General features: G+C 61.7%; 15 protein-coding genes, 4 tRNA genes and 1 rRNA gene. 6 read left to right on the top strand and 14 right to left on the bottom strand.

All coding sequences use genetic code 11. The features are described from left to right. The 12 genes from tuf to ACH6CX_RS18115 all read right to left on the bottom strand — a co-directional run. Positions 1-886 (bottom strand): elongation factor Tu (gene tuf, locus ACH6CX_RS18170; protein WP_396676145.1); only part of this gene is annotated, 886 nt, incomplete at its 3' end. Between the two features lie 120 nt (positions 887-1,006). Beyond that, a tRNA-Thr gene (locus ACH6CX_RS18165) sits at positions 1,007-1,081 on the bottom strand. Positions 1,082-1,166: 85 nt separating this feature from the next. Continuing rightward, a tRNA-Gly gene (locus ACH6CX_RS18160) sits at positions 1,167-1,240 on the bottom strand. An 80-nt stretch (positions 1,241-1,320) separates the two neighbouring features. Next, positions 1,321-1,404: transfer RNA gene (locus ACH6CX_RS18155), tRNA-Tyr, on the bottom strand. Between the two features lie 111 nt (positions 1,405-1,515). Continuing rightward, a tRNA-Thr gene (locus ACH6CX_RS18150) sits at positions 1,516-1,591 on the bottom strand. A gap of 133 nt (positions 1,592-1,724) precedes the next feature. Then, on the bottom strand, positions 1,725-2,456 hold the full coding sequence (locus ACH6CX_RS18145; protein WP_232940877.1) for a hypothetical protein: 732 nt from the start codon (positions 2,454-2,456) through the stop codon (positions 1,725-1,727). A 59-nt stretch (positions 2,457-2,515) separates the two neighbouring features. After that, on the bottom strand, positions 2,516-3,259 hold the full coding sequence (locus ACH6CX_RS18140; RefSeq protein ID WP_232940876.1) for a type III pantothenate kinase: 744 nt from the start codon (positions 3,257-3,259) through the stop codon (positions 2,516-2,518). After that, a complete protein-coding gene (birA, locus tag ACH6CX_RS18135) occupies positions 3,256-4,263 on the bottom strand; it encodes a bifunctional biotin--[acetyl-CoA-carboxylase] ligase/biotin operon repressor BirA (protein WP_232940875.1) in 1,008 nt (335 codons plus the stop codon). The genes ACH6CX_RS18140 and birA overlap by 4 nt, the downstream gene beginning before the upstream one ends. 2 nt (positions 4,264-4,265) lie before the next feature. After that, positions 4,266-5,378: an alanine racemase gene (alr, locus tag ACH6CX_RS18130; protein WP_396676142.1), complete on the bottom strand. Its 1,113-nt coding sequence runs from the start codon at positions 5,376-5,378 to the stop codon at positions 4,266-4,268. Between the two features lie 48 nt (positions 5,379-5,426). Next, positions 5,427-6,617, bottom strand: coding sequence for an ABC transporter permease (locus ACH6CX_RS18125; protein ID WP_232940873.1), 1,191 nt, complete (start codon positions 6,615-6,617; stop codon positions 5,427-5,429). Further along, positions 6,614-7,357: an ATP-binding cassette domain-containing protein gene (locus ACH6CX_RS18120; protein ID WP_232940872.1), complete on the bottom strand. Its 744-nt coding sequence runs from the start codon at positions 7,355-7,357 to the stop codon at positions 6,614-6,616. The genes ACH6CX_RS18125 and ACH6CX_RS18120 overlap by 4 nt, the downstream gene beginning before the upstream one ends. Beyond that, positions 7,354-8,835 carry an alpha/beta fold hydrolase gene (locus ACH6CX_RS18115; RefSeq protein WP_396676139.1) on the bottom strand — a complete coding sequence of 494 codons (1,482 nt, stop codon included), beginning with the start codon at positions 8,833-8,835 and terminating at the stop codon, positions 7,354-7,356. Before ACH6CX_RS18115 ends, ACH6CX_RS18120 begins: the two co-directional genes overlap by 4 nt. Positions 8,836-8,986: 151 nt before the next feature. Between ACH6CX_RS18115 and ACH6CX_RS18110 the strand changes: the two genes are divergently transcribed. Further along, positions 8,987-9,940, top strand: a complete 954-nt coding sequence (locus ACH6CX_RS18110) for a hypothetical protein (RefSeq protein ID WP_232940870.1) — start codon at positions 8,987-8,989, stop codon at positions 9,938-9,940. A 65-nt stretch (positions 9,941-10,005) separates the two neighbouring features. On the opposite strand, the gene ACH6CX_RS18105 is transcribed toward ACH6CX_RS18110, so the two are convergent. Further along, the gene (locus ACH6CX_RS18105; protein ID WP_396676147.1) at positions 10,006-10,854 is read right to left on the bottom strand and encodes an aldo/keto reductase family oxidoreductase; all 849 of its coding nucleotides are present in this window, start codon (positions 10,852-10,854) and stop codon (positions 10,006-10,008) included. A 521-nt stretch (positions 10,855-11,375) separates the two neighbouring features. Between ACH6CX_RS18105 and ACH6CX_RS18100 the strand changes: the two genes are divergently transcribed. The 5 genes from ACH6CX_RS18100 (at position 11,376) to ACH6CX_RS18080 (ending at position 16,472) form a co-directional block, all read left to right on the top strand. After that, on the top strand, positions 11,376-12,017 hold the full coding sequence (locus ACH6CX_RS18100; RefSeq protein WP_396676137.1) for a polymer-forming cytoskeletal protein: 642 nt from the start codon (positions 11,376-11,378) through the stop codon (positions 12,015-12,017). An 80-nt stretch (positions 12,018-12,097) separates the two neighbouring features. Beyond that, positions 12,098-13,330, top strand: a complete 1,233-nt coding sequence (locus ACH6CX_RS18095) for a hypothetical protein (protein ID WP_396676135.1) — start codon at positions 12,098-12,100, stop codon at positions 13,328-13,330. Continuing rightward, positions 13,323-14,654: a hypothetical protein gene (locus ACH6CX_RS18090; protein WP_396676133.1), complete on the top strand. Its 1,332-nt coding sequence runs from the start codon at positions 13,323-13,325 to the stop codon at positions 14,652-14,654. Before ACH6CX_RS18095 ends, ACH6CX_RS18090 begins: the two co-directional genes overlap by 8 nt. Then, the gene (locus tag ACH6CX_RS18085) at positions 14,644-15,348 is read left to right on the top strand and encodes an OmpA family protein (RefSeq protein WP_237064415.1); all 705 of its coding nucleotides are present in this window, start codon (positions 14,644-14,646) and stop codon (positions 15,346-15,348) included. Before ACH6CX_RS18090 ends, ACH6CX_RS18085 begins: the two co-directional genes overlap by 11 nt. After that, entirely contained in the window at positions 15,348-16,472 is a 1,125-nt protein-coding gene (locus ACH6CX_RS18080) for a hypothetical protein (RefSeq protein WP_237064417.1), read from the top strand. Before ACH6CX_RS18085 ends, ACH6CX_RS18080 begins: the two co-directional genes overlap by 1 nt. A gap of 1,647 nt (positions 16,473-18,119) precedes the next feature. Here the strand turns inward: ACH6CX_RS18080 and rrf are convergent. Next, positions 18,120-18,235 (bottom strand): 5S ribosomal RNA (gene rrf / locus ACH6CX_RS18075). Between the last annotated feature and the right edge of the window lie 8 nt (positions 18,236-18,243).

The raw sequence follows: 18,243 nt of genomic DNA, 5'->3' as shown, positions 1-18,243 counted from the left end.
GGACCTGACCACGCTCAACTTCGTCACGCTTGGTGCCACGCAGCAGTGCGCCGATGTTCTCACCTGCACGACCTTCGTCCAGCAGCTTGCGGAACATCTCAACACCGGTACAGGTGGTCTTGGTGGTGTCCTTCATGCCAACGATTTCGATCTCGTCGCCAGTCTTCAGAACGCCGCGCTCGACACGACCAGTTACTACGGTACCACGACCTGAGATGGAGAATACGTCCTCGATCGGCATCAGGAACGGCTGGTCTACAGCGCGCTCCGGCTCCGGGATGTACTCGTCCAGGGTCTCAACCAGCTTCTTAACAGCGGTGGTACCCATCTCGTTGTCGTCTTTGCCTTCCAGCGCCATCAGGGCGGAACCAACGATGATCGGGGTGTCGTCACCCGGGAAGTCGTACTGGTCCAGAAGTTCGCGAACTTCCATCTCAACCAGCTCAAGCAGCTCTTCGTCGTCGACCATGTCAGCCTTGTTCAGGAATACCACGATGTACGGTACACCTACCTGGCGGGACAGCAGGATGTGCTCGCGAGTCTGCGGCATGGGGCCGTCAGCTGCGGAACAAACCAGGATTGCGCCGTCCATCTGGGCAGCACCGGTGATCATGTTCTTCACGTAGTCGGCGTGGCCCGGGCAGTCAACGTGCGCGTAGTGACGAGTCGGGGACTCGTACTCAACGTGAGAAGTAGCGATGGTGATACCGCGCTCACGCTCTTCCGGTGCATTGTCGATACCGGCGAACTCTACCGCGGCGCCGCCCCATACTTCTGCACAAACGCGGGTCAGCGCAGCAGTCAGGGTGGTTTTACCGTGGTCAACGTGACCGATGGTGCCCACGTTCACGTGGGGCTTGGAACGCTCAAACTTCTCTTTTCCCATTGCAGCCTCCTAGTATGGGCAGACTTAAAGACACCCACTTGCAGAACCGAAGCACCGGGATACACAACACCCGGATACAAATAGCCGCAGAGACACCTGCCCCCGCGGCCACCGTAAAAATGGAGCTCATGGGCGGATTTGAACCGCCGACCTCACCCTTACCAAGGGTGTGCTCTACCCCTGAGCTACATGAGCTAAAACTGCTTTAACCGGTGAACCCCACCAGTTTATCGGCCGCCGCAGCGACCTCCCACCTTTGCGCCACACCGGGTTTCCGGCATGGAGCGGGCAGCGGGAATCGAACCCGCATCATCAGCTTGGAAGGCTGAGGTTCTACCATTGAACTATGCCCGCACGCTCCGCGCAGGAACCTCAAAGCAAAAGACCCTCAGCCTTCCGCTTTCGACACCCCGGCATACCGGGGCATCTGAATATGGTGCAGGGGGGTGGATTCGAACCACCGAAGCTTGCGCGTCAGATTTACAGTCTGATCCCTTTGGCCACTCGGGAACCCCTGCTCGAAAGCGGTGCGCATTGTCTACACTCACCGCTACGCTGTCAACAACTTTTTCTTTAAATTCACACACTTACCAGCGGAACCTAAAGTGAAAACAGCGTGAGAGACAAAATGGAGCTGGCGAGAGGAGTCGAACCCCCGACCGGCTGATTACAAGTCAGCTGCTCTACCAACTGAGCTACGCCAGCCCTGTCTCTCCTTACGGGAAAGCCTTCTACCCCGTAAGTGGAGGCGGGATTCTAGGGGATGTTATGCCGACAAGCAACCGTTTTGAGCGCGAGTTTTTTCTCTCCCCGGTCAACTGCGGCTCACCTCCCGGGCCTAGTCGGTTTCCAGCTCCGCACAGAGATTCTGGCGCCGATCAAGCTCGGGATAGTCCAGCTGCAGCTGCGCCCAGAAATCCCCCGCCAGCGCATCGGCAGCCCCGGGCGCCAACACCACCCACTGCTCGGCAATCATCTGCGGCTCCTCGCGCATCTGGGCGTCAATGCCCTGCGCCCGCAGCTCATCAGACAGCAACTGTGCCCGGTCCCGCTCGGAGAAGATGCCGAACGAGATACCGTGGGTGAGGGATCCCTTCGGGATCACGTAACTGTCGACCCCGGCGGCCTGTAGTTCCCGTAACCTGTTGAACGCCTCCCGGCGTGAAGATAGCGGCTCCAGGTACACCCAGTAGCGCATCTGCCCCGGCACCTCCACTTCGCGCAGCTCCGCATCCAGCTGCAGTGCCCGCAGGCGCTGCACAACGTCCTCGCCCTGGTACCCCTCTTCAAACGGCCCCACGAGGGTACAGACCGCACCGGCGGTCCCGGCCCGGCCCTCTGTCGTCGATGCGCCACTGCTGGCTGGCGCGCGAGGCGCCGGCGCGGCGCTGTCACGGGACTCCAGCTCATCCCGGTCCAGCTCGCTGAGCAGGCGGATGGTATCCCCGGCTTCTGCCGGCGGCGCGGTCGTCACTGCCGCGTCAGGCGTGACCGGCGCATGCCCACTGGTCTGCAACCAGGCAAAGACGCCCACATTGGCAAGAAAAAGGACAAGTACAATCCAGCGCATAGAGTCTGTTCCCGAAGACAGGGGAGAGTCGATTGGTGTTGTTCACCGCTTGGTGATGTTCAGGGAATGCTGATACCCAGCCCCTCGAATACGAGATCCGGTACCAGCTCCGCGTCGTCGCCGAACAGGCTGGCGAAGAACTGGCCATCGCCGCCGGTCAGCCACAGCAGCGGCTCCATCTCCTCGCTGCGACGCAGCTCCGCCAGTGCCCGCTCGATGGCGCCCAGCACCATTGACGGCAGGCCGCGGTTCACCGCCTCTGCGGTATCGATGCCGGGCGCCAGCGACATCCCCTCAATGAACTGGCCCGCCACCTTGACCGCGTCGGTGTCGGCGTACAGGGCCCGGCGCATCAGCTCCAGGCCCGGCAATATATACCCCCCGCGGTGCCGGCCGCCAGTGCCCAGCAGGTCCAGGGTCACGGCACTGCCACAGTCCACCACCAGCGCCGGCGAGGGATCGCGCCGGTGCGCGGCCAACACCGCCAGCCACCGGTCCACCCCCAGCGCAGCCGTATCCCGGTAGCCGCAGGTAACGCCCGCACAATGGCGCTCCACCCGGGCAAACTGCGGCTCCAGTGAGAGGTCCGTGCGCAACGCCGCGGTCAGCAATTCCGCCATCCGCGCACCGGCCACATTGGCCACCCGCACCCGCCGCGGGCCGGCACCGGCCCACTGGGCCGGCAGGCGGCCCTGCGCCAGGTCACCGGTGGCGAACCCGCCTCGCGCCACCGCATGACCCGATTGCGACTGCACCAGGCGCCACTTGCCACGCGTATTGCCGATATCGATTTCGAGGATCACCGCAATGCCTCCCGCAGGGAAACTTCCCCCCCATGAAAACTGCGCTGCTCACCGCTATCCAGCTCCAGCACCAACGCCCCGCTGGCGTCCACGCCGCGGGCAGTGCCTCGCCATGATTGCTGTGCCGACTGCAGCTCCACCCGGCGCCCGGCAAAGGCATCGCGGGCCAGCCAGGCATCGCGGTAAGCGGCGAAACCCCGCTCCGGGTAGTCGGCCAGCAGCGCCAGCAAGCGGCTGAGCATGGCGGCAGCGAGCGCATTGCGCTCGATACCCGGCCGCACCTGCTGCAGGTCGATCCAGGGCTGGTCGATCGCCGCGGCCTGCGCCTGGGGCAACCCAACGTTCACTCCCACACCCACCACCACGCCGCAGCGATCGGTGAGGTCGCCACTGAGCTCCAGTAGCACACCGGCCAGCTTGCGCCCCCGGCACCAGACGTCATTGGGCCACTTGAGGCTCACATCCGGCACCGCAAACTCTTCCAGCGCCTCCGCCAGTGCCACGCCCACCGCCAGGCTGAGGCCCTCGAGCAGCTGCACACCGCCGCTGAACTGCCAGCCCACCGACAGGCTGACGCCGGCGCTGAACGGGCTGATCCACTGCCGCCCGCGCCGGCCGCGCCCGTCAGTCTGTCGTTCGGCCAGCATGGCCACGCCGTGACCTTCCCCGCGCTCCAGGAGGGCCAGCATGCGGGCATTGGTGGAGTCCACTTCGTCCCTCAGGACCAACCCCCCGAGCAAGTCGCGGGCCCGCGGCGCCATGGCCTCCTCCATCTGCGCCCCGGACAGCAGGTCCAGGCCTCCCGGGACCCGGTAGCCCCGCCCTTTTACCGATTCCAGCTCCAGGCCGTAATCCGCCAGTTTCTGCAACTGCTTCCACACGGCCGCACGGCTTACCCCCAGGGCCGCCCCGAGCGCCTGGCCCGAGTGCACTTCGCCGTCAGCCAGCAACTCCAGTACTGGCCGCAGCTGGCCCAGGGGATTTTTCCGGTCGACATTGGTCACGTTCAATTTCCTGTATAGCAGCGCGTATAACGGCGGCCAAGGCTGGTCAGGATTTCATAGCCGATGGTCCCCGCGTACTCCGCGACCTCGTCGACGGTTACCTGGTCGTTCAGCACCTCGATATGCCCCAGTCTGTCACGCTCCCGGGCAGCCAGCGCGCTGATATCAAACACCGTGGAATCCATGGAAACCCTGCCCACCATGGGCAAACGGCGCCCGCAGGCCCAGCCACAACCGCGCCCGCCCTGGGCCCGGATAATACCGTCGGCATATCCACCCCGGGCCACTGCCAGCCAGCTACCGGCCGGTGCCTGCTGGGTGGCACCGTAGCCTACCCAACTGTCACGGGAGACATGTCGCTGCTGCACCACGGGCAGGCTGAGGTGAACCACGGCGCGCATGGGGTTGGCGACTGCAGGCTGCGGATTGACGCCGTAGAGCGCCGAACCGGGTCGGGCGATATCGAAGTGATAGGACTCATCCAGGTGGATTCCCGACGAATTTGCCAGGCTCAACTGGACTTCCGGCAATTGCTCCCGCAGTCGCTCGCCGGCACGCCGGAATGCTTCCAGCTGCCGGCGGTTGTGCGGGTGGGCGGGGTCATCCGCGCAGGCGAGATGGCTCATCACCACCTGGATGCCCGCCTCCCTGAGCAGCCCGCGCTCGCGCAACAGCTGGTCAAACTCCTCGGCGGTCATCCCCAGCCGGGTCATGCCCGAATCGATCTTGAGGCCACAGGGGGCCGGGGAACCGGCCGCATTACAGGCATCCACCCAGGCCCGCAGTTGTTGCAGGGTAAAGACATTCGGGATCAGCCCGGCCCGGATGCATTCCAGCTCGCGCCCCGGCCTCACACCGGTAAGCACATAAATCCGGGCGTCGGGCTCGAGGATATCGCGCAGCTCCAGCCCCTCGTCGAGGGTGGCGATAAAAAAGTCTCGGCAGCCGCGGCGGTAAAACACCGGGGCCAGCTCACCCACCCCCAGGCCGTAGGCATCCGCCTTGACCACCGCGCCGCAGCGGCTGCCCGCGCGTAACCGCTGGTCCAGCGCCAGGAAATTATCGCCGGCGGCCTGCAGGTCCACCGTGAGCAGGCCGTCGTGTATGCTCGTCATCTTTTACCTCACCAGTCCTCGACGCTTCTCTATACCCGCTGCCAGTTGCTAGGCGGCACTGAGCAGGGCTTCACGCTGCAGCGCCCGGGCACCCAGGCGAATGGCCACGGCCACCAGCAGCAGGGTCGCGGCGGACCCCGCCAGCAGCGTAGCCGCCGGCACGGATTCCCCCACCAGCAGGGCCTTGAGCCATTGCTGCTGGCCCACCAGTGGCACCAGCTGCCAGAAGAAACCACCCAGCTCGACCCGGGACATATCCAGCATCATCAGCAACAACACCGGCGCTACCTGCAGGATACTCAACTGCGTCTGCGCATCCTTGAAGGAGCCGGAACGCAATGCCAGCAGAATCTGCACCACCGCCACCAGCAGGGCAAGCGGCAGCAACAACAGCCCCATCGTCAATACCCCGCTGAGAGTGGTGGCCTGCTGTATGCCCAGCTCCGCCAGCGGCATCAACGGCATCAGCGACACCAGCGCAACCAGCGCGAGCAGCGCCCCGGCCCAGCCCATGCTGGCCACCGCCAGGGTTTTGGCCAGGATCACCTGCCACCCGGGCAACGGCTGTAGGAGCAGCGTTTCCAGGCTCAGCCGCTCGCGCTCCCCGGCAGACGTATCGACGGATGTCGCCAGACTGGCGACAAACAGGGTCAGGATCAGCAGACCCGGCACCATCGCCAGTAGCACCGCACCTCGGCGCGAGGGGGTACTGACATCACGCACTTCCAGTCGCCAGGGGGCCAGCAACTGCGGGGCAAGGCCGCGGGCAGTGACCCGCTGCTGAACCACCAGCTGCTGCAGCGCTCCCAACCGCTCCTGCAGGTGCCGCTGCGCGCGCGGGGATGAGGAAGAGGAGCTGTCGATATACAGGTACAGGGGCGGCGCCCCGAAGTTGCGGTACTCCTCGGCAAAACCCTCCTGCACCCACAGCACTATGTCGTAGTCACCCGCCAGCAGTTCCGCCGGGTCTCCCTCTGCCAGCGCATCGACCTCCAGGCCGCCACCGCGTAGCCGCTGCTCCAGCAACGGCGCAGATGCCGAGCCCAGCAGGGCCAGGCGGGAGATCTCCTCAGCCTGCTTCTTCACCATAAAGATACTGCCCCCCGCCAGCATGGCAGGAAACAGCAGGGAGAAGCAGACTGCCATCCACAGCGCCCGGCGATCCCGCCAGGCTTCAAGGAATTCCTTGTGCAGCAGCGCCGCCGTGGGGCCGCGCAGTATTTCTGTCAATCGGTTCAAGCCGGCACCTCCCCTGCCTGCCTGTCGCCATAGGCCAGGGCGACAAACGCGTCCTCCAGATTAGAGCAACCCGCCTCACGGATCAGGGCCTGCGGCGTACCGCTGCCGACGATACAGCCACGGGCCATCACCAGCACACTGTCGGACAGCTCCAGCACCTCGGACATGACGTGGCTCGAAAAAAGAATAGTGGTTCCCGCATCCCGCAGCCGCAGGAGGGTACGGCGCAGCAGGCGCGCAGCCAATACATCCAGGCCGCGGGTGGGCTCATCGAGGATCAGGTGCTGAGGGCGATGCACCAGCGCCCGCGCCAGGGAGACCTTCATCCGCTCCCCCTGGGAAAAGCCCCGCGTGCGACGCCGCCACAGCGGCTCCAGTTCCAGCTCCCGGCGCACATATTCCAGCGACTCGCGCAGTGCAGCTCCGGCAAGTCCCTGCATGCGCGCGAACAGCGTCAGGTACTCCTCCACCGTCAGCCGCTCGTACAGGCCTTCCCGATCACCCACAACACCCAGCTGCCGCTGCACTGCCAGCGGATCCCGGGCAACGTCGATACCGCCAACGCGCACCGTCCCGGAATCGGCCCGCAACAGGCCCCCGATAATTCGCAGGCAGCTCGTCTTGCCAGCACCGTTGGCGCCCAGCAGGGCGGTAATCCGACCATCGGGCACGCGGAAATCGAGCTCCCGCAGCACCGGCCGGCCGGCAAACGCCTTGCTGATCGAATTCACCTCGATCACTCTCCAGCCTCCTCGCCGGAGTCATGCCGGCCTCCAGTCCCAGGCTCCTTTACCGGATTCCCCGCAGTGCCACCGATATCGGGGCCGTAGCTGGCCACCATAAACGGCGGCCGGCTGATCTCCCGGGTACAGGTGCTGTCCAGCTCCTCCGCGGGCTGCGCAAGGAAGCGGGCGATCAGTTCGGGGATACAGCCGCGTGGGGAATTGATATGCCCACCGCTGGCAACCACCAGGTGCTGCTTGTCCGCCAGGTAGCCCAGCGCCTCGTCTGCATAACGCGGCGGGGTAATCGGGTCCGCCTCCCCGGAAATCAACAATACCGGCTGTGCCCTGGGTTCCGGCGCCGCATAGGGTTTTTCCTTTACCGGCCAGCCACGGCAGCCGTGCTGGAACAGGTCGAGAAAGGCGGTACCCAGGAAAGTGCCGTCGCTGTCAGCGGCGATCTCATCGGCGCTGATCCGGTTCAGTTCTTCGGCACAGGCCACCGAGAAGGTCAGGCCCATGGACATCGACTCGGTGCTCTTCACGAATAGCCCGGACAGGCCCACCAGGGGCTGCAGGTTACCGCTGTGCGCCTCGGTGATGGCAAAGGGGAGCTGGGCAGCAGCACGAGGGTCGTAGAGTACCGTACGGATGGCATTGGCAAATTCCCAGCGAGCCATGGGCTCAGTCAATGGCTGGCCGGTGAGCGGATCGGACAATACCGGGCGGCCACCCTGGTCCCATGATTCCAGCAGCGCGTCGAGCTGTGCCCGCCAATTGCCCAGGCGTGCGCAGGCCGGGTCGTTTGCGCAGTCGCGTTGCAGTGCCTGCAACGCATCCTCGGCAGCCCTGGCCGTCAGGAATACCTTGGTGTCGATGGGTGCCACCGCATCCAGTACCAGTTCGCTGACCGATTGCGGATGCCACTGCTGGTAGAGGAGTGCAGTGCGCGTGCCCCAGGATCCGCCCCAGAGCGCAATGCGCTCATGGCCCAGCCGGGAACGCACCATTTCCAGGTCTTCAACGGTCTGCCGGCTACTGAGCGACTCGGCAAATTCGGCCCGATCCAGGTAGCAGTCAGCCAGTTTGCGGGCAAAGGCGTCCAGGTCCAGGGAACGCTGGTCCTCTATACCACAGCGGAACGCGCCCGAGCGCCCGGCACCACGGCGATCCACCATGACAATGTCCCGCTCCCGGTTGACAGGCTCGAATGCGTTGAGGAGCGGCGCCAGGTCACTGGCCGCCTGCCCCGGCCCGCCCGCAAGCAGGTACAGAGGCTCCTCGCCACTGTTATTGACTGCCGGCGCCACCATCACGGCAAGTTGCGGCGCTTCCGGCTCGCTCTCGATCGGCAGCCGGTAGCAGCGCAACGGGTTGCGCCAGCCATCCAGGTAACAGGTCTCTGCGCCCGCCGCCTGGCCCAGTGCATCTGTACGCAACCACAGGCCTGCCACCAGCACGGCGAGCCCCGCAATAATCTTTCTGGTCCCGGCCAAACTGTATTCTCCTTGATCGCCCCATCGAGATCGCCCACAAGTCTACCCAAATTTACCCCCGGGTGCCGTTTTCCGCCGTGGCTGGCTACCGTGGCGTCCCCCTCTGGCCGGTGTTATGGTTACGGCTCAATCAGGGTTCCTCGTATTTCCAATGAGCTTTTCAGATCGAGAAAAACAATTAATACGCGCGGCGTTCGCGTGGGGACAGGTAAGCCATAAGGAGGGGTATACCCTCTCGGATGGCGAGATCGAAAAGTCAGTGCTTTTTCGCCGGCTGCTGGCCGGGCGTCCCCCACTGGCTTTCCCACCGCCGCTGCGCCATGGCTTCCCCTGGTACGAGGTGATCGAGGGGCGCGGACAGCATGTGGTGAATGCGTCGGAAGCCTCAACCGAAAACAGCATGATCGCACCGGGCAGCCTGCCTGGCGACAAGTGCGTCCTGATCGATGGTGCCTTCTGGCGGGTGGCCGAAACCATCCGCGAGCGCGAGGAGTACATCGTTGAATGGAGCCCTTACCCCATGCAGTGGCGACTGCGCAAACACTGGGAAGTCAATTACGAGATGACCCAGCAGCTCCACAGTTTCCGCAAGCACAATCCCGACGCTGAAATCCATTTCGACAATCGCGAGGGCCAGCGCGAGTACAGCGAGTTCCGCATCGATGAGGACCAGACAGTCTGGCTCAGCGAGTGGCAACTGAGCCGCATCGGCCTGTCCGGCTGGGTGTGGGTGGGAACCCTGCTGGAAACCGAAATCGACACGCCGCTGGAGGCCCTGGGCTCGGACCAGCACGGCCCGCTGATCCTCGGTGAACCCGGGAAAGCGAGCGGTGAAGCCTGGTTACGGATTGAGCGGGCCGGACAGGAATACCGCTTTATCCGCCTCGGTGAGCAAGTTGAATATGACAGCGTGGTGAAGGAAAGCGATACCGGCAGCCTGCTGCACGGGTTGCAGGATGAAGACCTGCTGGTTATGGACCGGCGCGACGGTAAACCGCTGCGCCGTTTTGCGGTACCGGTTCACCTGGCCCCCCTGGAGGAATTCGACCTGGACCGGCTTGGCTATGAGCTGGTGCCGGACAACCTCTTCCGCGACAGCACCTGAACCACTCGCCCAAAGCCCGGCCGGGCAGCCTCAATATCGCCAGCCCGGCCACGCCCCAACTGCTTTCAGTCCACATCCCTTCCCCGCGCTGCGCGGAGCAACAGGAACCAGGCTTCCAGCGGCAATTCGAGGGTGGCCGCAGCCACCGCCGCCTCGAGCCGGCCAGGGTTGCCGCTGCCGAGCACCGGTACCATATTGGTGGGATGGCGCAGCAGCCAGGCCAGCGCAATCTGTTGCGGCTCGAGGCCGAGCTCCAGGGACAGCTCCTCCAGGCAGGACTGCACCCGCCGGGCCGCCTCTCCGCCCCCCGTAAACAGAGCACCGCCCGCAAACGGTGACCAGGCCATGGGGAGTACCCGCTCCCGCTGGCAGAAATCCAGCTGGCCGTCGAACAGCGGGTCGCTGTGCAGTAGCGACACCTCGATCTGGTTGACCACCAGCGGCGCCTGCAGGCGCGACTGCAACAGCTCGAACTGATGTGGCAGGAAATTGGATACCCCCACCGCACGTATCTTGCCCGCATCCAGCAGGCCCTGCAGGACAGCCGCCAGTACATCGGCGTCCATCAGCGGATCCGGGCGATGCAGGAGCAGCAGGTCAAGGTAATCCGTGCCCAGCTTGGCCAGGCTGGATTCCACCGCGGCGTTCACGTGAGCAGCGCTACTGTCATAGTGGTTCAGCCGGAAACCATTGTCCTTACCGCAGAGCTTGATTCCGCACTTGGAGACGATCTCCATTTTCCCCCGCAGTCCCGGATCGAGCCGCAGGGCCTCACCGTAAAGGGCCTCGCAACGATAGTCTCCGTAGATATCCGCCAGGTCGAATGTGGTTACCCCCATATCCAGGAGCTTTTCGGTCAACTCAACCAGCTCCCGGGGGGAATAGCCCCAATCGACCAGCCGCCAAAGGCCCATGGCCAGTCGCGACATTGAGAAGCCTGGGGCAAGGGGGGATTGCACTCGCTGCATTGCTCTACAAACCTTGGTAAATGGGCGGCCGATTCTGCAGTAAGCGACCAGGGCGGGCAAGCCTGGCCAGGGCCCCCGCCATGGTGACCACTCACCAACTGGTCAGCGGCCAGTCCTTGTCCTGCCCACAGCGCACCCGGTGTCCAGGCGCGAGCAGAGCGCCCACGCTGCACCGCACTATCGACTTAAATTCCCCCTGAGACACCTTTGTCATGTAAAAAAATTAAATTGTTCCCACTGAGTTCCAGAATTGAGAACCAGGTTGTAATTTTTTCTGGCTCGGCGGCTAATTCAACTTTAGTATTTCCCACGCAGTGTTCCCCAGTTCACCGGCCTCCAGCGTGGTACCGGCAGACATGACGCTGCCCTGAAAATAAAGCCCACCACAACCGGGCACATATCCAACCCCAGCCCTCCCGTGCTCCCGCACGGGCCCATGCCAGCTGCATAAGGCGGAGGAAACAAGCATGGCTATCGACGATATCCTCGAGAACAAAGACGAGAACGCCAAGTCCTTTATGGACGGGATCATTGAACAACCCAAGGCCAGTGGTGGCTACGGCAGTGCTGCCGCAACCGAAAAGGAACAGTCGGTAATCGGCAAGAACATCAAGTTCCGCGGCGAACTGGTCGGCACAGAAAACCTGCATATCGAAGGCACCATCGAGGGAACCGTGATCATGGAAGGGCACGACCTTTCTGTGGGCGCGGGCGGCGAACTCAACGCCAATATCCATGCCAAGAACATCGTGGTGGAGGGGCAGCTGACCGGCGATGCCCTGGCTGATGAACTGATCGAGATCCGCCGCACCGCGGCAGTGAAAGGCAACCTGATCGCCCCCCGCATCAAGCTGGACGATGGCGGTAAGTTCCGCGGCTCCATGGATATGGTCGATACGGATTCCGAGATGAAGGAGCGTCACAAGGAATTCAAGGAAAAGCTCGTACACCCCAACCTGCCGCCGGCGGAAGCTGCAAAGCAGGCATCAGGTAAGAAATCCGGCTCGGCTTTCGACAGCAAAATCCCGGAAACCCCGAGTTTCACCCAACCCAAGGCAGCCGCCAAGGAAGACAAGAAAAAAGACGACCAGAAAGAAAAAGAGGAATAACCTCAACTGGTTAACAGCAGGTCACGACAAAATCCGTACACTAGCGCGCGATTTTGTCGTGACCACGCAGGACCTGCCATATGCAGCATCACTCATTCGGGTTGGCAGCTCTTATTGAAGAAATTGTCCAGCCCGGCTGTCGTATTCTCGACCTGGGGCCATTGTCCTCGGGAACCACAGACGCATTCCTGCAACTTAACTGCCCATGCTATATCGAGGACCTGATCGAGTTCTTTACGGAGCACGGTAACGGACTGGAACACAGGGAAGCACTCGCCGATCACCTGGTCCCCAAGCCCGAGCGGGTAAAGCTGGACGTTGTCCTCTGCTGGGACCTGCTCAACTTCCTTCCCCCGGAACTACTGCGCTACCTGCTCGAGCTACTGGAGCCGAACCTGAAGCCGGGGACCATTTTTCATACGATGATGTATACCGGCAAGACACTGCCGGAAAAACCCGCCAGCTTTCGCCACGTGGGAAATTTCACCTTCGAGACCGGCTTCGATGCAAACCTGCCCGACCTGCCGGCTTACCGCTATTCGACCCTGTCCCTGATGCAGGTTATGGGTTCTTTCACCCTGCGCAACTCTACCCTGCAGCGGGAAGGCATGCGCAAGGATATGATTGAGCATATGCTGGAATATGGTAATTCCAGGCCACAGGCTCGTATCCGCTCGGGTGGAGCCAGCGATGTCAGCTCCTATTTCAACCAGCGACCGGTGGAGGCCATTCGGCTGCCCGGTTTGTCAGAGGTGCTGGAAAAAGCACGCAAGTCTCCGGTCAGTACGGTCCTCGATTGCGGCCCGAGAACCGGTCGCAATATCGACGGGCTGCAGAAGCAGGTGGGTGAGCTTTTCGTCCAGGACCTGTATACCCAGATACGCTGGCAACTGGATCGCGGCACCCCCTTTTCGGAAGCGGCCCAGTCCGCCCTACGCCAGGTATTACCCGAGCAGGGGCTCGACGCAATACTCCTGTGGGACCTGATCAACTTTTTCACCCCGGCAGAAGTGTCACTACTGAGTCACTTACTGGTCAATAACCTGCGTCCCCGGGGCCTGCTACACCTGGTGGTGTTAAAACACTCTGCCCTGCCCTCACGCCCGGGTATTTTCGAGATCCAGTCCGACGGCTCAACCAAGATCCATATCCCCGCCCATGGCGACCGCCCACGGAACTTCAACAGTATTACCGAGGTAATGCGCGCCCTGCCCTACCTGAGCCTGGTTGCCCAGGGACACGGTAAACTTCCCTGCGGGACGCTTTTTCACGAACTGACATTACAGAAAACAGCTGGCCACAATCATGTCTGAGTTACTGCAACACTTCTTTTCCCTGATGACGCCCGCACAGGTGACCGAGGTGTTTATCATCCTGATGCTGGCACTGACCGCGCTTGCACTGGTCTTCCGGATTACTGGCGCTGCGCCGGAATTTGTCGAGCACTCGCCGGGGATAATGACATCACTGGGTATTCTCGGGACATTTTTCGGCATTATCATCGGTCTGTTCGATTTTTCCCTGGACGACATCGACAACAGCATTGCGATCCTGATGGACGGCTTGAAGACGGCGTTTATCACCAGCGTGGTCGGGCTGTCCCTCTCCCTGCTGATCAGGGTCATCACGCGCATGATCCGCATACCCGGCAAGCAGCGCCCCGCCACGGTGGGGATCGCGGACCTCAATGAAAACCTGGTTGCCCTGCGCGGGGAACTGCACCAGAGCCTCGATAGCCTTGCCCGCAGTGCCAGCACCACCATGACCGGCCAGCTGGAAACCATTGTGGCGCATTTTAATGAGCGGCTCACACACCAGTTCGGCGACAACCTGAATCGTTTCTCCGACCGGCTCGGGGACCTGCTACCGGCACTTGAAAGCCTGGCGCAGCAGTACCGGGATCATGGTGAACAGGTCAATGACTGGAGTGAACGCTGCGGACAGCAGCTTGCCCGGCTGGCAGATGAACAGGAAAAGCTGGTCGCTCTGCATGACAGGATTGCCGCCCTGCCACAACTGGGCGCCGGGCTCAGCGAACTGATCGAGCGGCAACAGGCCCAGCTCGAACAGACCAATAACCTGCTGGCGGCGCAGCAAAAAGCCTCCCATGCGCTGGCGGAAATGGTCCCGGAGATCCAGCCCCGCCTGGAGGGACTGGGCCAGCAGCTGGCCAGCTCCCAGCGGGAAATCGCGGAGAATGTCGAGCATTCACACAAGCTTATCAGCACCCAGTCCAGCCAGGTCGAAGAACATTACAGCAAGTTGTCCGGGCTGCTGGAGCGACTGTCCCTGATCGAGCCGCAAAGGCTCCAGCAGCTTGTCGAGGAAAGCAGCGTTATGCACCGCACCGCCATGCGGGAACTTGCCCAGGGGATGGCCAGCACTCATCGCGAGATGCTCGATGCGCTCACGCAGATCATCCGTACCGATCTGCAGAACACCGATATCGCCTTGCGACACCAGTATGAAAATATCGATCGCAAGGTTTCCGAGGAGCTCGACCTGGTATTTACCGGCATGGGCGAGGCACTGGCAACCATCAGTGGCCAGTTCACCCGGGACTACCGCCAGCTTGTAGCCCAGATGCAGAGGGTCATTGAAATGACACCACAGCAGGATGTCGAGCATGCGTCCTGAGCAGCCCGGGCTCCAGGCCACCAGCGAAGATTCGGAGTGGGTCAGCCTGTCCGACCTGATGGCAGGATTGATGATGGTATTCCTGTGTATTGCCGTAGTGATGATGCGCTCGGTGATGGAAGAGCGCGAAAAAATTCGCGCACTGGCCGAGGATTATCGCGACAACCAGCTGGCCATTTACCAGGCGTTGCGCGATGAGTTCAGGAATGACCTGCCCCGCTGGGGTGCGAGCATCGACAAGGAAAAGCTGGCTATCGCCTTCAACAATTCCGATGCGATGTTCCAGGCCGGGGCAGCGGAAATGAATCGTACTGCCACCGAGGTCATGCGATCTTTTTTCCCACGCTATATACGCGCGCTGAAGCCGTACATGGACTCAATCAGCGCCATCCATATTGAGGGCCATACAAGCTCCGAATGGGGCGGCGATGTCGGCCCGCAGGCCAATTATTTCAATAACCTTGCGCTGTCACAGGAACGCTCCCGCGCAGTCCTGCGCTTTGTACACACCCTGGTGCCCGCCGCCGAGGCAGCCACCATGCAATCCCTCGTGGCTGCGGTAGGCTACTCCTCGGCCAGGCCGGTACTGCATACCGATGGCAGCGAGGATGCGGAGAAATCCCGCCGTGTGGCCTTCCGGGTGATCACGGATTCAGAGGCGCATATCCACCAGATACTCGAGGAGGCGCTGTAGTGGCCATGTGGAAACAGGCTCTGGCCAGCCTTCGCCACGCCAGCAGGCAGGTCCTTGCCGATAACGGCGATCCCGACGCCCCGCGCCCCGGGCCATCGCTGCAGCCAGGACCGGAAACAGCGGCAACGCCACCGGATGCGCCAACCAGCCAGGGAGCACCCACAGCAGAGGCGATAGAGATACAGTTAAACGAGGGGATGCAGGTATCACTCAGTTCCCTGGAGCCCACACCGGTTGGCTGGACCTATCGGCGACACCCGGTAATGGTGTTTGGGGTTGAGGTGCCGGAGGTAGAGGACGCGGACCGACGGCGGGAGTTCTGGCAGCGGGTGCATCTGCTGCCGTGCTGCGGCGCCCTGGATTCCGGTGAACGCAGCGCCTGGATAGGCACAGACCTGGAAATGATGCGATCGTCGTTTGCAGACAGCCCGCTGACTCTCTGCCAGTCCTGCCTCACGACCCTGAACCATGACGATTACCGCCGCGCCGACTCCCGGGAGCGGCAGCAGATCCAGCAGGCATTCGACTTTGTCGGGCATGTACAGCGCTTCTCACACCAGTATTTCGATACTGGATATACCTTCTGGCAACCCGGTGAGGCCCCTTCTCCCGCCGATGAATCATCACTGGTGACAGAAGAGAAAGAGGAAAAGGGAATTGAAGCCTGTCCTGGCTGCGGTTGTGCATCAGACCAGGCAGGCTGGCGCCTGCCTGGGAGCATTGGCAACCAGCATTCCCTCCCCGCTGGTATCTGCATCCCCTGTGCAGTCCGGCAAACCCGGGGTTGCCTCCATATCGACGAGGAAGTGGCGCTTACTGCAGCACGTCTTCGCTTTGAGTATTTCGCGGCAACCTACCGCGGCAAAATGGAAAACTCCTGGAAACTGGCCGAGGCAATTCTCCCCCTCACCTGGCTCCCCCTGCTCCGGGGCCTGGAGAAATTGCTACCGGCGCCTGAACTCTTCTATCAGTTCGAATCCGGGCGCGCGCCGGCTGTACTGGCCTGGCCGGGCCAGCACCGCGGTATCCTGCCCGATGGGGCCAGTACCGCTGAGCCACCGACAGACTGGTCACTGTGGACCCGTCGGGAGATCCTGAGGGAATTCGGCCTCAAGGATTCCTGAAAAGGCCAGGGCAGCGTTATCCATGACCAGAGACTGGTCGTTGACATGAAGCCGCCCTGCATATCCCAGCGCCTGCCCCTCCCCCGGACATTTTGTTCACATATTTTACGAGGGTAAGCAGCCGCTCCATCTGTGGAAAGCGCGGCTGTTATCGCCTGTTCACAGATTCTCTGGAAAACGCTGTGGATAATCACTGGAATACCGCCTCTGACCCAGCCATCCTGCCACTCCGTCCCCGGCGCTCAAAAAAACAACCGAAAAATCAGTAAGTTCGGCCCTCTCTATGACAGCGGCCGGTCCCGCTTCATACACAGAAAATCTGGACAAAGCTGTGAATAGTGTGGGGATACAGCGCTCTGGGCGGCTCTCTACGGCGCGAGCTCAACTACGAGCAAAAATCAATCGTGCCGAACCTGTGATGCGGCAGCCGGCACAATGTATCCCGCGCTCTTTGGCGCCACGAATCATGTCGCTGGAAATTGAACAGTCGCGAACCGCCGACGGAGATGTAGCCTCGATCGTCATCCCATACCGCGCTCCAGTCACTACCCTGGAAAAAACGGAAAGTCACAGGGCGTGAGATACAACTATCGAGGCGTTATGCACAATCCGGGGCCGAACGAGCACTGGCGCAACTACACCCCCGATTCCCAGGCCTGCCCCATCCGCCCAGCGGTAACTGAGGCTCACTGTAAGCTCCTACCAGCAGCGCCACTGGTAAAATATGCACAGGGAATGCCCTCTACCCAGCCAGGTGACAAACTGTTTGCCACCCTGTTACTAACAGAAAACATGGATAGAGCTGTGCATAACCATGGGATATAGGTCCCGAGCGTAGCGTCTGCGTCGCAAATTGCAGGCGTATAAATAATCACCTTGCGCGGCCCTGCTGACACTTCTTTCATCTACCCACACCAGTCGATTCCTGTCAGCCTGGTGCGTTAACTATGATGGGGGAAATCCGGTGCTTGTTATCCTGGAGAAGACCTGGCGGGTAAAGGCCGGTGCAGACAGGACTGCCCGGGAATCACCATTCATCAGCGGGCGCTGTGAATAAAAGGGGCCGGACATGATGGCGACAGAGCCTTTGAAAAGACGTGTGTATGTACAGGCAAAAGTCTTTGAGTCGCCGTTCACGGCGCGGCGACAGTATGTTCGATCAGGCCCCGGCCCGGATTCCTTGGCCGGGCGCTAATTCATCGGTTGGAATTCTAAATCAAAAAAGGGCCACCCGTTTGGGTGACCCTTTTTTGATTTAGAAAAGCCTGACCAATTTGCCCACGCAAATTAGCACGACCTTTAGGTCGCCCGAATGGTGGCATACAGGGATGTGCGCCATCACCTGACCGTAGGTCATCTGAAGGCATAAAAAAAGCCCTGACCGCGTTAGCGATCAGGGCTTTTGCAATTGAAGCCTGCATGCAGGGGCGATGGGCTGTTGAGTCGCCATCCCTGGCGCAGCTGCAGATTGTTCGATCTGGCCCCGGCCCGGCCATCCATGGCCGGTCGCTAAACCGTGCACGAAGCTGTGCTTCGTCTGCGCGCGGTTTAGCCCTACTCTCATAGATGCTCGGCACTAATTCACCGTCGGAGTTTTTAAATAAAAAAAAGGCCACCCAATTGGGTGGCCTTTTCTTTTATTTAGAAGCCTGACGATGACCTACTCTCACATGGCGAATCACCACACTACCATCGGCGATGTTGCGTTTCACTTCTGAGTTCGGCAAGGGATCAGGTGGTTCCACAACTCTATGGTCGTCAGGCAAACTGG

This window comes from Microbulbifer sp. JSM ZJ756 (assembly GCF_044383805.1).
GTDB classification, from domain to species: domain Bacteria; phylum Pseudomonadota; class Gammaproteobacteria; order Pseudomonadales; family Cellvibrionaceae; genus Microbulbifer; species Microbulbifer zhoushanensis.
Note: the sequence above shows the minus strand (reverse complement) of the source record. Positions and strands in the feature narration are given on the sequence as shown.

Coding starts and splice junctions, on each gene's coding strand:
- ACH6CX_RS18105 (WP_396676147.1), bottom strand. CDS start 10,854: ATGGGCCTTTGGCGGCTGGTCGATTGGGGCTATTCCCCCCGGGAGCTG.
- alr (WP_396676142.1), bottom strand. CDS start 5,378: ATGACGAGCATACACGACGGCCTGCTCACGGTGGACCTGCAGGCCGCC.
- ACH6CX_RS18110 (WP_232940870.1), top strand. CDS start 8,987: ATGAGCTTTTCAGATCGAGAAAAACAATTAATACGCGCGGCGTTCGCG.
- ACH6CX_RS18085 (WP_237064415.1), top strand. CDS start 14,644: ATGCGTCCTGAGCAGCCCGGGCTCCAGGCCACCAGCGAAGATTCGGAG.
- ACH6CX_RS18090 (WP_396676133.1), top strand. CDS start 13,323: ATGTCTGAGTTACTGCAACACTTCTTTTCCCTGATGACGCCCGCACAG.
- ACH6CX_RS18100 (WP_396676137.1), top strand. CDS start 11,376: ATGGCTATCGACGATATCCTCGAGAACAAAGACGAGAACGCCAAGTCC.
- ACH6CX_RS18145 (WP_232940877.1), bottom strand. CDS start 2,456: ATGCGCTGGATTGTACTTGTCCTTTTTCTTGCCAATGTGGGCGTCTTT.
- ACH6CX_RS18095 (WP_396676135.1), top strand. CDS start 12,098: ATGCAGCATCACTCATTCGGGTTGGCAGCTCTTATTGAAGAAATTGTC.